At 37.1% G+C, this 14,825-nt stretch carries 13 protein-coding genes; 2 read left to right on the top strand and 11 right to left on the bottom strand.

The genetic code is table 11. The annotated features are described in order from the left end of the window. Window positions 1-3: 3 nt before the first annotated feature. The 11 genes from RUMTOR_RS10335 to dnaA all read right to left on the bottom strand — a co-directional run bounded on the left by RUMTOR_RS10335 (window position 4) and on the right by dnaA (window position 13,758). Window positions 4-1,281 carry a type II secretion system F family protein gene (locus RUMTOR_RS10335; protein ID WP_004847696.1) on the bottom strand — a complete coding sequence of 426 codons (1,278 nt, stop codon included), beginning with the start codon at window positions 1,279-1,281 and terminating at the stop codon, window positions 4-6. Window positions 1,282-1,284: 3 nt separating this feature from the next. Next, complete coding sequence (locus RUMTOR_RS10330) at window positions 1,285-1,902, bottom strand: type II secretion system F family protein (protein ID WP_004847695.1); 618 nt, start codon at window positions 1,900-1,902, stop codon at window positions 1,285-1,287. 94 nt (window positions 1,903-1,996) lie between these two features. After that, window positions 1,997-3,202: a CpaF family protein gene (locus tag RUMTOR_RS10325; protein ID WP_004847694.1), complete on the bottom strand. Its 1,206-nt coding sequence runs from the start codon at window positions 3,200-3,202 to the stop codon at window positions 1,997-1,999. Between the two features lie 6 nt (window positions 3,203-3,208). Beyond that, window positions 3,209-4,222, bottom strand: a complete 1,014-nt coding sequence (locus RUMTOR_RS10320) for a P-loop NTPase family protein (protein ID WP_004847693.1) — start codon at window positions 4,220-4,222, stop codon at window positions 3,209-3,211. Between the two features lie 201 nt (window positions 4,223-4,423). After that, entirely contained in the window at window positions 4,424-4,633 is a 210-nt protein-coding gene (locus RUMTOR_RS10310; RefSeq protein WP_081017317.1) for a pro-sigmaK processing inhibitor BofA family protein, read from the bottom strand. 263 nt (window positions 4,634-4,896) lie between these two features. After that, entirely contained in the window at window positions 4,897-7,458 is a 2,562-nt protein-coding gene (gene gyrA, locus RUMTOR_RS10305) for a DNA gyrase subunit A (RefSeq protein WP_004847687.1), read from the bottom strand. A 203-nt stretch (window positions 7,459-7,661) separates the two neighbouring features. Next, a complete protein-coding gene (gene gyrB / locus RUMTOR_RS10300; RefSeq protein WP_004847685.1) occupies window positions 7,662-9,599 on the bottom strand; it encodes a DNA topoisomerase (ATP-hydrolyzing) subunit B in 1,938 nt (645 codons plus the stop codon). An 11-nt stretch (window positions 9,600-9,610) separates the two neighbouring features. Continuing rightward, window positions 9,611-10,699: a DNA replication/repair protein RecF gene (gene recF, locus RUMTOR_RS10295; RefSeq protein WP_004847684.1), complete on the bottom strand. Its 1,089-nt coding sequence runs from the start codon at window positions 10,697-10,699 to the stop codon at window positions 9,611-9,613. A 63-nt stretch (window positions 10,700-10,762) separates the two neighbouring features. Continuing rightward, window positions 10,763-10,978: an RNA-binding S4 domain-containing protein gene (locus tag RUMTOR_RS10290; RefSeq protein WP_004847683.1), complete on the bottom strand. Its 216-nt coding sequence runs from the start codon at window positions 10,976-10,978 to the stop codon at window positions 10,763-10,765. A gap of 12 nt (window positions 10,979-10,990) precedes the next feature. Next, complete coding sequence (dnaN, locus tag RUMTOR_RS10285; protein ID WP_004847682.1) at window positions 10,991-12,100, bottom strand: DNA polymerase III subunit beta; 1,110 nt, start codon at window positions 12,098-12,100, stop codon at window positions 10,991-10,993. Window positions 12,101-12,387: 287 nt separating this feature from the next. Next, a complete protein-coding gene (dnaA, locus tag RUMTOR_RS10280; RefSeq protein WP_004847681.1) occupies window positions 12,388-13,758 on the bottom strand; it encodes a chromosomal replication initiator protein DnaA in 1,371 nt (456 codons plus the stop codon). Window positions 13,759-14,276: 518 nt separating this feature from the next. Between dnaA and rpmH the strand changes: the two genes are divergently transcribed. Both rpmH and rnpA read left to right on the top strand, forming a co-directional pair. Next, window positions 14,277-14,411, top strand: coding sequence for a 50S ribosomal protein L34 (gene rpmH / locus RUMTOR_RS10275; protein WP_004847680.1), 135 nt, complete (start codon window positions 14,277-14,279; stop codon window positions 14,409-14,411). 73 nt (window positions 14,412-14,484) lie between these two features. Continuing rightward, window positions 14,485-14,820 carry a ribonuclease P protein component gene (gene rnpA, locus RUMTOR_RS10270; protein WP_004847679.1) on the top strand — a complete coding sequence of 112 codons (336 nt, stop codon included), beginning with the start codon at window positions 14,485-14,487 and terminating at the stop codon, window positions 14,818-14,820. Window positions 14,821-14,825 lie beyond the last annotated feature (5 nt).

Below are 14,825 nucleotides of genomic sequence, written 5' to 3'. Positions count from 1 at the left end.
ATTTTATATTCTGATTGAGAAAAATGCCGGAACAATTACAATCGCAAAAACAATGATCAACATTAAAAATAACGGAATCATTAATTTTGTTCCTGCTTCTTCTCCTGCTTTTTTCGCCAGATTTTTTCGCTGCTCAAACGCATCCTCCGCTTCTCTTTCAAGTAATTCTGTAAGTCCTCTCGTTCCTTTTCTTAAGTTTTGAGACAACATCATTCCGAATTTTCGATATTCGGACAGATTACATCTTATACCGTATTCCTCATAACATTCTCCCTCAGAAGCTCCTCCGCTGATCTTATACATTACATTAACCATTTCTTCATAAGCTTTTTTCCTGCCGCACGCTTTAGCGGATATCTGTTCTTTCTCTTTTTGATCTTTCTCATATTCTCCGGCAATTTTAAACCATGCTTTTCTGATCGTCATTCCGGATTTGATATAAAGATTAAATTTATTAATAATTTGCGGATAGTCCAGTTTCATTTCTCTGAATTCTTTTTTCTTTTCTTCTTTCTCTTTTTGTGATGATGATATAATCACAAAAACTGCAAATCCGATTCCCATAACAAGAATTCCATATGCTCTCGTCTGAACTCCATATGCCCATATAACTTTTTTTCCGTTTACCTGTTCGGGAAGAACGATATAGTCTTTTGTTTTTGTCTTTTTATCAGCTTCTTCAACCTTTTCTTGAAGCTGCCTCATCTCTTCTTTATCAGCGCTTAATTCCGACGGAAATACTTTTGCATAAAATTCATATCGTTCTTCCTCATCTTCATATGTTAAAATCACTGTAAGTTTTATCAATGTTCCTTCTGTCGATAAATTATCCTGCTGTAAATGTCCCTGTATATCCATAACGTCATAACGATCCAGTTCCCATGAAACTTTCATATTTTTTTCCGGAACAGATGTGATTAGATTCAAGTCCGATCTTACTTCATCCAAACTTTTATTTTTTCCGAGAACAGCTTGTTCAACTTCTTTTTCAGCTTCTGAAAATGCATTTTTCAGCTCTTCTTCATCATATTTTTTCCCTGAAACCGAAATACTGATGTCTTCCTGTTTTTCATCAATCTTTACTTTCATGTTTTTGAGTTCATCTTTTCCGCTCTCATTCCGTCTTAATATTTCCCTTCCTTTCTCATCTTTTTCAAGCTTTTTCCCATTATCTTTACTATATACACATCCGAAAATAATAATCGAAATGACCGCGATCATCCCTGCTTTAACATAAACAGGATGCTTTTGGAATATTTTATTTACTGTTGCTCTGTTCATAGCCTATACCTCAATATGAATGATTTTTCTTCCAAAGCTGTACGCTGCAATATATACGATTAAACAAATTGTCATGAAACACCTCCCCGCTGCATTTTCGTATAAAACACTTAGAAATTCTCCGAATGTCAGCTTCATGTATAAAATAATAAAAAACGGAACTGCACACATAATTTCAAATTCTAATTTTTTTGAAGCGAACATCGTTTGGATTTCCTGTTCCGTATCAATCTTCCCGCTTATAATCTTTACTGCATTTCGTATGATTGAAATACTGTCTCCTCCGCTCATCTTCGCAGATGAAAATACAGTGACAAAATCTTCTGTATCCTCTTGTTTCATTCTTTCGGAAAACTGTTCCATCACGCTGACTGCCGGCATTTTCATATCAAGCTGATGTACCATTTTTCTAAATTCTTTTCTGATCCTTACATTTTCTTCATACATAGGTGCGAGATCTTTTTCTGCTTCTCTTATCGCATTTTCTACAGAGTATCCCGCTTTCAATGCCGCTCCCATTGCCTGTATCGCATTACTGAATTGAACTCTGAATTCCTTTTCTTTTTTACGGCACAAATCACGAAGTCCGTCTCTTGCATATATAACCCATATGGGAATCATAAAAAATATCGGAAGAAAAGATTCGTAAAATACATATGTGATCAAAAGGATGACCGCTATCGACTTTACTGCCAAAAAAATGTATTCTGTTTTTTTAATATCCTGCAGCCACAAGTTTTCCGGTATTTTCAAGTTCAGCAACCTTCATAATGCTTCCTTTAACTTTTTCATTTTCTGTTCCCACCTCCTTAAACTCATATAATGTTTTTGTCTGTATCTTCCCATCCTCATATCCGAGTATCTCTTCAATCATAAGAACTTTTCTCGTTTTATCCCTGATTCTTCCAAGATGAATAATAATGTCCAGAGCCGATGCAACCTGCCTTTGAATCGCCTGCAAAGGCAGGTCTATTCCCATCATCATCATCGTTTCAATTCTGTGAAGCATGTCCTTCGGGTTATTTGCATGACCGGTTGACATTGATCCGCTGTGTCCGTTCAGCATCGCCGATGAAATCATATCTACAGTCTCTTCTCCTCTGACTTCACCTACAATAATGCGATCCGGTCTCATTCTTAAAGCCGATTTGATCAGATCACGAATCGTAACTGCTCCTTCTCCTTCCAAATTTGCTTCACGCGCTTCAAGTCTGACAAGGTTTTCAACTCCCTGAATCTGAAGTTCTGCATTATCTTCTATCGTAATAATCCTTTCTTCTTTTGGGATAAAATCCGACATTGCATTCAAAAAAGTTGTTTTCCCGGCTCCTGTTCCACCGCTCACAAAAATATTATATTTTGAACGGACGATCTTCCTGATAAACTCTGCCGCTTCTTTCGTTAAACTTCCCATTTTGATCAGATCATTCATCTTAATCGCTTTTGACGGAAATTTTCTGATCGTCATGATCGGTCCGTTCACTGCCACTGGCTTTAATACAACATTTACCCTAGATCCATCAGCTAATCTTGCATCGACAATAGGTGAAGTCTCATTGACATACCTGTTTGCCTCTCCTACAATTTGCTGTATCACATCGCACAATCTTGACTCTGAGAAAAAATGTCTGTTTGTCCGATATAACTTTCCCTCTTTCTCATAAAAAATGTTCTCCGTTCCGTTCACCATAATCTCTGTAATACTGTCATCTTCAATCAAATCCTGTAATATATCCAGTCTGCGAAAAGCATTAAACAGTTCCCTGCTCAATCTGATTTTTTCACTTAAGGGGATAAATTCTTTTTTAGACTCATCCTCTAATACAGTCCTTATAATTTCCTGAAGTTCTTCTTCCTTTGTTTCTTTTGTCATATCCATGCGATGCATAACTTTCTCATACATCAATTCTGCAGATATCATACTATGTCACTTCACTCTCATCTGTCGCTTCATGGTTCGTTTTAATATGTCCGAATATCCTGCTGTTTTTAAATTTTCTTCATATTGCCTCATTTTTGCCATAGAAATTTCATCTTGTATATAAGGCGTATATATACGACTACATTTTTTCAATATGTCGTAAAGCCCCGAAACACAATCACCAAGATCAAGGATTACAGCCTTATATATGCATTGGTCCATAATCGTATCCAAAAAATAGATCCATTCTTTCTTCGTCACTTCTCTTAGATCATTCTCATTTGAGATAGGCATGATATAATCCAATTGCTTATATTGCCCTGTCATAAGGCTTGCTTTCAAACCATAATCAATTCTCTCTTGCTTTAAGTAATACAGAAGATCTCCTAAATCTTGATTTTTTTCACCTTTGAAATAAAAATCATTTCCCGAATATCCTTCCATGTTGATATAAAGAGTCGGAACTTTTTCCGATATTTTTTCGCCTAAACAAAGTGCAAACTCTGTTTTTCCGATTCTGTGTATCGGAGAATAGATACCGATCAGACCGCTTTCTTCAGGTTCGTCACGTATTCCTATTTTTCTTTTTGGAGCAGTAAAATCACTTTGAACCGCATCATATTTTTCTTCTGTTTTTTTCTGCGGCTTATGTGCGGCTTTCGCCTCTTCTTCTCCTATCCCCGATTGAATGATCTTAAGAATCTCATCTGCCGACTGATATCGGAATATCGTCGTTTCTCCCTGTTTTTCCTCTTTTTTCATACTTTCTGACAATATAAATTTCTTTTTTGCTTTTACATTCCCCCTTATTTCAGAGACGCAGTCTTCCGCAATCAAAAGAATTTCTATCTCTGCTTTTTCCGCAAACTGCTCTATCTTTTTCACATTACTGAAAAAATGAAATTGAAAACGCATTCCGAAACGTTTTACTAATATGCTTAATAAATGTTCCGCATATTCTTTCTGCACATCACAAATCAAAAAATTACCTGCAATGCCTTTATATTGTTTTTCCGTCATAATTTGAATTTTGCCGTGAACTATACAGCACGAATAAAAATATACGATATCCGGTCTTTTTTACTCCCGGATTTTTGAATATCTGCTTTCCCTCAAAAACAGATGTTCCAACAGTTGATCTCTGTCGGTAAAATGCATTATAAACAGCAGATTCTATTTTGTCTACAACAAATTTTAAATCTGCTGTTTTTTGTAAAAAACTCACAAAATCTGATAACAAACAATCCCATAAAGCAGTCCAACCCCAGGAATTCCAAGCATTCCCGATGTCAAAAAAGAGACTGCATTCAAACCTACATTAATTGAAGATTCAGGTGGAATAACGTATTGATTTATAAAAAAAATAAGCGCCATTCCTATCACCGCACGGATCATAAAATTCACTGCCATGTACAAAACTTTCTTTCCCAGTTGTCCCGCTCCCTTTCTTTTTACGTATTACCTTTTTACTTTAATACTTTTTATAAATTATTTTATTCTATATCATCACCCATTATTACATCGTATTCTTAATAGAACATCATCCGTACTTCTGTTCGCAGCGCCGCAAAAAAAGACCGACAATGAACTTTTTTTCAATCTATTTATCGCAAACTTCTAACGATTGAAAAATCAGTTCATTATCGATCTTTTCACACAGATTAAACTATTTATCAACAATGTTTTCTCTGTTTTTATTTGTTTTCCACATCATCTGATACGTTATCTTCTGAATTATCCACTATAATTTCAGATGTATTTTCCGGCGAGTCGTCCTCTTCTTTGATTTCAACTTCTTCACCGTCAATTTCCGCTGAAGCTGTTCTTACTTTTGCTACACTTGCCACTCTTTCTTTCTCAGGAAGATTAATCAATTTTACTCCTGATGTTATTCTTCCATATTGAGAAATATCAGAACATTTCATTCGGATTACGATTCCTTCTGTATTGATGATCATGATCTCGCTTTCTTCATCTACAGCTTTCATACCGACTACATTTCCGGTCTTTTCCGTAATCTTATAGCATTTCACGCCTTTTCCGCCGCGATTTTGTTTTGTGAATTCTTCCATACTTGTACGTTTTCCCATACCTTTTTCCGAAACAATCAGCATATCTTTGCCCTGACTGCTCATCTGCATACCGATGATTTCATCATTATCGCTCAAATTCATTCCTCTGACACCCATAGAAACACGGCCTGTGGAACGAACGTCTTTTTCGTTGAACCGGATACACTGTCCATATTTTGTAACAAGAAGAATATCCTGTGCATTATCTGTTACTTTTACTTCGATTAAAAGATCGTCTTCCCTTAATGAGATTGCCGCAAGTCCGGTCTTTCTCACGTTCATATAATCTTGGATCGGAGTCTTTTTAACAAGACCTTTCTTTGTTGCCATAAACAGATACTTTCCGTCTTCATATTCTTTGATCGGAATTGTCGCCGTAATTTTTTCATCCGGCATAAGCTGAAGTAAATTAATAACAGCCGTTCCTCTTGCCGTTCTTCCAGCTTCCGGTATCTCATATGCTTTCAGCCTGTACACACGACCTTTATTTGTGAAGAACATAATATAATGATGGCTCGTTGTAACAAATAATTCTCTTATAAAATCTTCTTCAAGCGTCTGCATTCCTTTAATTCCTTTGCCACCTCTGTTCTGGCTCTTGAACGTATCCATGCTCATCCGCTTAATATATCCCATATTTGTCACAGTAATGACAACATTTTCTCTCGGAATCAAATCCTCCATCGAAATGTCAAATTCATCATAGCCGATATGAGTTCTTCTTTCATCTCCGTATTTTTCGGAAATAACAAGAATTTCTTTTCTTATAACTCCGAGAAGAAGTTTTCTGTCCGCAAGAATTGCCCTATATTCTTCGATTTTTTTCATCAATTCAGCATATTCCGCTTCCAGTTTTTCTCTTTCCAAACCTGTAAGAGCACGCAGACGCATATCCACGATTGCCTGTGCCTGCACTTCTGAAAGATCAAATCGAGAGATCAACTCTGCTTTTGCTTCCTGAACATTTTTCGATCCACGAATAATCTTGATTACTTCGTCAATATTATCTAAGGCAATGAGCAATCCCTGCAAAATATGAGCTCTTTCTTCCGCCTTATTCAGATCGTATTTTGTTCTTCTTGTAACAACTTCTTCCTGATGCTTTAGATAATATTTCAGCATATCAAGAATGTTCATGACTTTCGGCTCATTATTTACAAGTGCAAGCATGATCACTCCGAACGTATCCTGAAGCTGTGTATGTTTATAAAGTTGATTTAGAATAACATTTGGATTTACATCACGGCGAAGTTCGATACAGATACGCATTCCTTCCCTGCTTGACTGATCGCTTAAATCCGTAATTCCATCTACTTTTTTGTCTCTTACAAGTTCTGCTATTTTTTCAATAAGACGTGCCTTATTTACCATAAACGGAAGTTCTGTAACGATAATTCTGTTTTTTCCGTTCTGCATCGGCTCGATATTTGTCACAGCTCTTACTCTGATTTTTCCGCGGCCTGTCCTATATGCTTCTTCTATTCCTCTCGTACCGAGTATCTCTGCCCCTGTAGGGAAATCAGGTCCTTTGATAATTTGAAGAATATCTTCAATCGAAGTTTCTCCGTTTTCATCAATCTGATCGTCTATGATCTTTACAACGGCATTGATGACTTCACGCAGATTATGCGGAGGAATATTGGTTGCCATACCAACCGCGATACCTGACGTACCATTTACAAGAAGATTAGGAAATCTTGACGGAAGTACAACAGGTTCTTTCTCTGTCTCGTCAAAGTTCGGGACAAAATCAACCGTATCTTTATTGATGTCCGCCGTCATTTCCATTGAAATTTTACTTAAACGTGCTTCTGTATAACGCATCGCGGCAGCTCCGTCTCCGTCGACAGAACCAAAATTTCCGTGACCGTCAACAAGAGGATATCTTGTTGACCATTCCTGTGCAAGATTTACTAAAGCCCCGTATATAGAACTGTCTCCATGAGGGTGATATTTACCCATTGTATCTCCGACGATACGGGCACATTTACGATGCGGTTTATCCGGACCGTTATTCAACTCGATCATGGAATACAAAATTCTTCTTTGCACCGGCTTCAGTCCGTCTCTTACATCCGGAAGAGCTCTTGCCGCAATAACGCTCATCGCGTAATCAATGTAGGAAGTTTCCATTGTCTTTTTCAAATCGACTTCATGGACTTTGTCAAAAATATTATCTTCCATTCTTTATCTCCTTTTTACTGATTAAATTCATAGAATTACTTTTAGTTTGCTTCCGCTCCTATCCGGTAAGAAAATCTTCGTTCCTTGATTTTCTTACCGGTTTGGCATTTCCAATGCCAAACCATAGAATTGCTTTTCTGTAAAAAATCAAGTAAACCTGATTTTTTACCTCAATCAATTCCATGAATAGTCGCTGTAAAGTGCTATATATCCAAATTTTTAACGTATTTTGCGTTTTCTTCTATGAATTCGCGTCTTGGTTCTACTTTATCTCCCATGAGAGTCGTAAATGTGAGATCGAGTTCAGATGACGTTTCTTCATCCATCGTTACACGCAGCAAAATTCTATGTTCAGGATCCATTGTTGTTTCCCATAACTGGTCTGCATCCATCTCACCCAGACCTTTATATCTCTGAATTTTATTATTACTGTCTCGTCCTACTTCTGTAAGTATCTGATTTAATTCTTCGTCGCTGTATGCATACCATACTTTTTTATTTTTTTCCAGCTTATAAAGAGGTGGCTGTGCAAGATATACATAACCTTCTTTGATAAGATCGGGCATGAAACGATAAAGAAACGTCAACAGCAATGTGCTTATATGTGCTCCGTCTACATCGGCATCGGTCATAATAATGATTTTATGATATCTTAATTTTGAAATATCAAAGTCTTCATGAATTCCGGTTCCGAATGCAGTTATCATAGCTTTAATCTCGGCATTTGCATATATTTTATCGAGACGCGCCTTTTCTACATTCAAAATTTTTCCTCGAAGAGGAAGGATTGCCTGTGTGGCACGATCACGAGCCGTCTTCGCCGAACCTCCGGCGGAATCTCCCTCTACGATGTATATTTCACAATTTACAGGATCTTTGTCGGAACAGTCTGCAAGTTTTCCCGGCAAAGACATTCCTTCCAACGCCGATTTTCTTCTCGTAAGATCTCTTGCTTTTCTTGCAGCTTCTCTTGCCCGCTGAGCCATAACTGATTTTTCAACCGTAATTTTGGCAACGCTTGGATTTTGTTCCAGAAAAATTTCAAGCTGAGTAGACAGAATACTGTTTACCGCACCTCTTGCCTCGCTGTTTCCAAGCTTTTGTTTCGTCTGACCTTCAAATTGAGGATCTTCGATCTTCACGCTTACGATTGCAGTAAGCCCTTCTCTGATATCGTCTCCGGAAAGATTCGGTTCGCTATCTTTAAGCAGTTTATTTTTCCTTGCATAATCATTAAACGTCTTTGTAAGAGCGCCTCTGAATCCCTCGATATGAGTTCCGCCCTCCGGCGTTGTAATATTATTTACAAAACCATAAGTATTTTCACTGTAAGAATCGTTATGCTGCATCGCAATTTCCACTGCAACGCCGTCTTTCATCCCTTCACAGTAAATGATCTGCTCGTAAAGCGGAGTTTTACTTTTATTCAAATATGTGACAAACTCTTTGATTCCGCCTTCATAGTGGAACGTATGCTCTCGTAATTCTTCGCCTCTCCAGTCTCTTAATACAATCTTCAGACCTTTTGTTAAAAACGCCATTTCCCTGAAACGCTGTTTCAACGTATCATAATCAAACACCGTATCGTCAAATATTTCTGCATCCGGGAAAAACGTAACCGTCGTTCCTGTGCGATCAGGTTCACATTCGCCGACCACTTTTAATTTATATACAACTTTTCCTCTTTCATAACGTTGCTTGTATATCTGACCGTCATGATATATTTCTACTTCAAGCCATTCCGAAAGTGCGTTTACTACAGATGCACCTACTCCGTGAAGTCCTCCGGATACTTTGTATCCTCCTCCGCCGAATTTTCCTCCTGCATGAAGTACAGTAAATACAACTTCAACTGCCGGAAGTCCCGCTTTGTGATTAATACCGACCGGAATACCTCTTCCGTTATCACACACTGTAACAGAATTATCTTTGTTAATATTTACTTGTATTTCATCGCAATATCCCGCCAGAGCTTCGTCTACGGAATTATCCACGATCTCATATACAAGATGGTGAAGTCCTCTCGTAGAAGTGCTGCCGATATACATACCGGGCCTTTTCCTTACGGCTTCCAGACCTTCCAGTATCTGGATCTGATCCGCTCCATATTCCGCGTCAAATTCTGTACTTGATGCACCCATGTAATACCCTCCTAATTTGCATTTACTGCATGTCCGTTCTTTATGTGAAATATCTTGTTAATAGAAAATCTGTGATTGACAAACTCATCCAGCCCTGTGCATGTTATGATCGTCTGTATATTATCGATACTATCCAATAAATAGTTTTGCCGATGTTTGTCCAGTTCAGACAATACATCGTCAAGAAGCAGGATAGGCGTATCATTTAATTCTTCTTTTACAAGTTCAATTTCAGATAATTTCAGCGATAAAGCCGCTGTTCTTTGCTGTCCCTGCGAACCGAATTTCCGAATATCCAGTCCCGCATCTGTCGTAAAACAGATATCGTCTCTGTGCGGACCGACTGTCGTACTCTTCATTCGCAGATCACGTTCCCTATATTTGCTCAAAGCAGTTTCAAACGTTATATTTCCGAGACTGCTCTCATATGTCAATGTGATCCGCTCTTTTCCTCCCGTCAGCTTGTAATGAATATCGGCAATAATATCATTGACCTGTTTTATAAACTGTTTACGCCGCTCTAATATTTTTTTTCCATATTCCGCAAGCTGCATGTCCCATATATCTAATGTCTCTATCAGATTTCTCTGTCCGTATATATCTTTTAACAAGGAATTTCTCTGATTAATGATTCGATTATAGTTAGAAAGATTATTGAGATAAATTTTATCGAGCTGTGAAAGTTCCAGATCAATAAATCTTCTTCTCCCTGCCGGTCCTTCTTTTATGATGTTCAGGTCTTCCGGTGAAAAGAACACAAAATGAACAATCCCGAAAAGTTCACCTGCTCTTCTGATCGGAACTTTATCGATGGCAATCCCTTTTGGACTGTTTTTCTTAAGATGCATGTCTATCTGAAAATCTATGTTCCTTTTCTCAATGATCGTCTCTATATGTGACTCATCATACCCGAATTGAATGACATCTCTGTCTTTCGTTCCCCTGTGAGACTTTGTTGTGCCCGATAAATATAAAGCTTCCAGTATATTCGTTTTTCCCTGAGCATTATCACCATACAGAATATTTGTCTTCGGATCAAATTTCAGATCAAGAAGATCATAATTTCTGTAATTTTTAAGCTTCAAAGATTTGATAACCATAACTTTCCCATCTAATTTATTTTACACGCTTTTTACATTTTTTTCAATGTTCGGATTCACCCTTTATTGTTTGACCGTCAACTCATTTTCTTCGTAAGATACAACGTCGTTCGGATACAGTTTACGACCTCTTCTCGTCTCAACTTCTCCGTTTACACTGACAAATCCGTCTTGTATTACTTCTTTTGCCTGCCCGCCGTTCTCAACAAATCCGGCTGCTTTTAAAACCTGTCCGAGCCGGATAAATTCTTCTCCGGCTCTCAAATGAAAAAATTCCATATTTTACTCCTTTTATACTGCTGCGTTAAAATTTACAGGAAGAATAAGATAAATATAACTTTGTGCCTCGTCTTTTATGAAACACGGCGCCTTTGCATTCATGAAATAAAGATCTACTTCTTCATCTTCGATCACTCGGAGCGCCTCGATCAAAAACTTCGGATTAAATCCGATAAGAAGGTCTTTGCCTTCTTTGATACACATAATATCTTCATCCATTGAACCGACCTGTGATTTTATTTTAAATTCCATTGATTCGTCTCTGATATCGATAATAAGCGGTTTTTTGTCTCCTTCTTTGATAAGCAAGGTAGCGCGGTCGATACATTCAAGAAGCTCTCTTTTATTTATTTTTACTTTCGTTTCATAATCGCTTGAGAGCATCTGATCTATACGGAAATATTCTCCTTCTATCAGTCTTGATACTACGATCGTCCTGTCGAATTCAAATACGATATGATTTTTCGTAAATGAAATATCTACATCGGCTTCTGCTTCCCCGCCTATGATCTTACTGATTTCCTGAAGTGTTTTTCCGGGAACGATTACCTTTTTAGGCGCATAAGAATCTTTCAGTTCTATTTTTCTGATTGAAATTCTATGACCGTCAAGTGATACGACTTTCAAAATATTATCTTCGATTTCAAAAAGTTCTCCTGTCATCATTTTATTCGTATCGCTGTCGGCGATCGAAAAGATCGTCTGACGGATTACTTCTTTTAGTGTAAACTCCGACACTGTTATAAAATCATCTTTCTCAATGTTCGGAAGATAAGAAAATTCATCTCCCGGAAGTGATGCGATTTTAAATTTTGCTTTTCCACCTGTGATAAGCGCCTGATTATCGCCTTGTGTATCTATGATAATTTCGTTGTCGGGAAGTTTCCTGACGATCTCTGCAAATATTTTTGCGTTAAGAGCCAAAATACCTCTTTCAATGATCTCTCCATCTATAGACGTTTCGATTCCAAGTTCCATATCGTTAGCTGTAAGTTTAATGACGTCTGTAGATGCGTCTATTAAAATACATTCGAGAATTGGCATCGTTGTTTTTGACGGAACAGCTTTGGAAACGATACTCACTCCTTTTGCCAGATTCTGTTTTGTGCATATGATTTTCATAAAAAAGTAACTCCTTTCGATCTGTGTGGAAAAGTCAGACGCGCACGAAATAATATAGATTTATATAAAATCAATTCCGCATTCGTCGTATTAGAGGCTGTGAATAAGTTGAAAACCATCTCAACCCCTTGAAAAATCAAGGTTTTCTGCTTGTGATAACTGTGTGGGATTCGAGTTGAAACGATGAGGAAAGTGTGGGTATAAATCTGAACCTCTTCAGGTCGATATTATGTTATTCACATCTTTTCCCATAGTTTTTAAGAAGTAATCTACATAGTTATCCACAATTATATCGGATTTATCTTCTTTTTTATAATGTTGACGGTATTATTAAGAGCTTCATCGGTTTTTAATTCGTTTTCGATCTTCTTAACGCCGTGATTGACAGAAGCATGGTCTTTTCCGCCTAAGATAGCGCCAATCGCCTTAAGAGGCGTATCCGTCAGAGTACGGCAAAGATACATGATGATCTGTCTTGGAAGGACGATTTCTGCATTTCGCTTCTTTCCTTTTAACTCTGAAATCGGAATATTAAAGTGTTCAGATACAATATCAATGATAAGTTCAGGCGTCACCTCTCGGTTATTATCCGGAGAGATCATATCCTTTAACGCCTCCGCCGCAAGCGGGATATCGATCTTTTTATTTTCAAGGTTAGAAAGAGCGATCAGCTTATTAAGAGAGCCTTCCAATTCACGAATATTCGATTTGATATTATTGGCAATATATTGCATAACATCGTCCGGAATATGGTATTTTTCAAGTCCGTCAAGTTCTTCTTTTTTTCTTAGAATTGCCATTCTTGTCTCATAATCAGGCGACGAGATATCGGCAATAAGTCCCCACTCAAATCTTGTCCTAAGACGGGCTTCAAGTGTCTCGATATCTTTCGGGGGTTTATCACTTGATATGATAATCTGTTTTCCCGATACATGAAGATGATTAAAAGTATGGAAGAATTCTTCCTGTGTACTTTCTTTTCCTATTATAAACTGAATATCGTCGATTAAAAGAACGTCGTTATTTCTGTACTTTTCACGGAATTTTGTCATGGCAAGTTCACTTCCCGTTTTACCGGCTTTCAAAGCGTCGATCAATTCATTCGTGAAAGTTTCACTTGTAACGTACAATACTTTTTTAGACGGATCGTTTGCAAGTATAAAATGAGCGACGGAATGCATAAGATGAGTTTTACCTAATCCGACGCCTCCGTATATAAAGAGAGGATTGTAAATCTCTCCGGGTGATTCCGCAACTGCAAGTGAAGCGGCATGCGCGAAATTGTTGTTACTTCCGACTACGAAAGTATCAAATGTATATTTTGGATTCAGGTTCGCTTTTTCATAAATCGCGTTAACACGGTTTTTCTTAATAATATTTTCCTTTTTTTCCTGAATAACCGCTTCATTGTCTGTAACAAAAGCAACTTCAAATTCAATTCCGGTTACTTCCGCAATGCAGACTTTAAAAGGAAGAAGATATTTTTCTTCGATATGTTCAAGGCTTGCCCTTAGTTGGACGAGAATATAAACGGTATTGTCCTTTACTTCATAAACTGTCAAAGGCGCAATCCAAGTAGTATAAGAAATATTAGATGAGCAGTATTCAAGTTTCATCTTATTTAATATCAAATCCCAGTTTTGTTCTACAATATTCATCAAAAGTAACTCCTAATCAATAGAATAGAGAGATATAAAGGCAGAATCTCTCTATTACATTTTACATCAAAAGCGGTTCTTAGGCAATGAGAAATAATGTGTATAACTTTATTCACAACAATAATCTGCGTAATATAGACGTTTTTTTGAAAAAAATTGTTTTATTCACAGCTTATCCCAAAGTTTTTAACAAGTTATCCACATAAAAAACGAAAATTTTCCCCATTCTGTGAATAACTTTTGGAAAAGTCAAAATAACTTGCATTATTTTAACAATTCAGCTTTTGTTATTTGTAAAACTGTGATGTATGCTTATTATAGTAGCGTTATTGCAAAATATTTCTATGAAACCCTTGATTTTGCTTGACTTATAGCAGGTTTCTTACTATAATTAAGAGCAGTGTTTTTTCAAATTATAATAAGAAAAGGTTAAATTTGATAAAAGCGCGGAAAAAAAACGTTAATTATTGTGAATACTTTATTATAAGGTATATCAGAAAAGAGGAGGTGTATTTGATATGAAAATGACATTTCAGCCGAAAAAAAGATCCAGATCTAAAGTTCACGGATTCAGAGCAAGAATGAGCACACCGGGCGGAAGAAAAGTATTAGCTGCCAGAAGAGCAAAAGGAAGAAAACAGTTATCAGCTTAGGCCGCATATATGTGGCCTTTTCTTCTATTTATTTTTATTAAGCAGTCAGGACAGACTGAAGAAGAGGTTTTGAATGAAATTTTCCCAGTCTTTAAAGAAAAACAGAGATTTTCAGAATGTTTATAAAAAGGGAACGTCTTTTGCAAACAGTTATCTTGTTATGTACATTTTAGAAAATGGACTTCAGGAAAACCGAATAGGGATATCGGTAAGTAAAAAAGTCGGAAACAGTGTTGTCAGACATCATCTGACCAGACTGATAAGAGAGAGTTACAGACTGTCGGAAGAACATTTCCGTTGTGGAATAGATATAGTTGTAATTGCAAGAACAAGTGCCAAAGGAAGAAATTATCATGAGATTGAGAGCGCACTGATCCACCTCGGAAAGCTTCATAAAATATATAAATAATTAAA

The sequence above is a fragment of the [Ruminococcus] torques ATCC 27756 genome (assembly GCF_000153925.1).
GTDB classification, from domain to species: Bacteria; Bacillota; Clostridia; order Lachnospirales; family Lachnospiraceae; genus Mediterraneibacter; species Mediterraneibacter torques.
The sequence above is the reverse complement of the archived record's forward strand: the minus strand, read 5'-3'. Positions and strand labels throughout refer to the sequence as shown.

Bases quoted from the DNA above. Each gene is read 5' to 3' on its own strand.
- rnpA (WP_004847679.1), top strand. From the start codon at position 14,485: ATGAAATTTTCCCAGTCTTTAAAGAAAAACAGAGATTTTCAGAATGTT.
- dnaA (WP_004847681.1), bottom strand. From the start codon at position 13,758: ATGAATATTGTAGAACAAAACTGGGATTTGATATTAAATAAGATGAAA.
- recF (WP_004847684.1), bottom strand. From the start codon at position 10,699: ATGGTTATCAAATCTTTGAAGCTTAAAAATTACAGAAATTATGATCTT.
- RUMTOR_RS10290 (WP_004847683.1), bottom strand. From the start codon at position 10,978: ATGGAATTTTTTCATTTGAGAGCCGGAGAAGAATTTATCCGGCTCGGA.
- rpmH (WP_004847680.1), top strand. From the start codon at position 14,277: ATGAAAATGACATTTCAGCCGAAAAAAAGATCCAGATCTAAAGTTCAC.
- gyrB (WP_004847685.1), bottom strand. From the start codon at position 9,599: ATGGGTGCATCAAGTACAGAATTTGACGCGGAATATGGAGCGGATCAG.
- dnaN (WP_004847682.1), bottom strand. From the start codon at position 12,100: ATGAAAATCATATGCACAAAACAGAATCTGGCAAAAGGAGTGAGTATC.
- gyrA (WP_004847687.1), bottom strand. From the start codon at position 7,458: ATGGAAGATAATATTTTTGACAAAGTCCATGAAGTCGATTTGAAAAAG.
- RUMTOR_RS10325 (WP_004847694.1), bottom strand. From the start codon at position 3,202: ATGATATCTGCAGAATTGATGTATGAGAAAGTTATGCATCGCATGGAT.
- RUMTOR_RS10320 (WP_004847693.1), bottom strand. From the start codon at position 4,222: ATGACGGAAAAACAATATAAAGGCATTGCAGGTAATTTTTTGATTTGT.
- RUMTOR_RS10335 (WP_004847696.1), bottom strand. From the start codon at position 1,281: ATGAACAGAGCAACAGTAAATAAAATATTCCAAAAGCATCCTGTTTAT.
- RUMTOR_RS10330 (WP_004847695.1), bottom strand. From the start codon at position 1,902: ATGATTCCCATATGGGTTATATATGCAAGAGACGGACTTCGTGATTTG.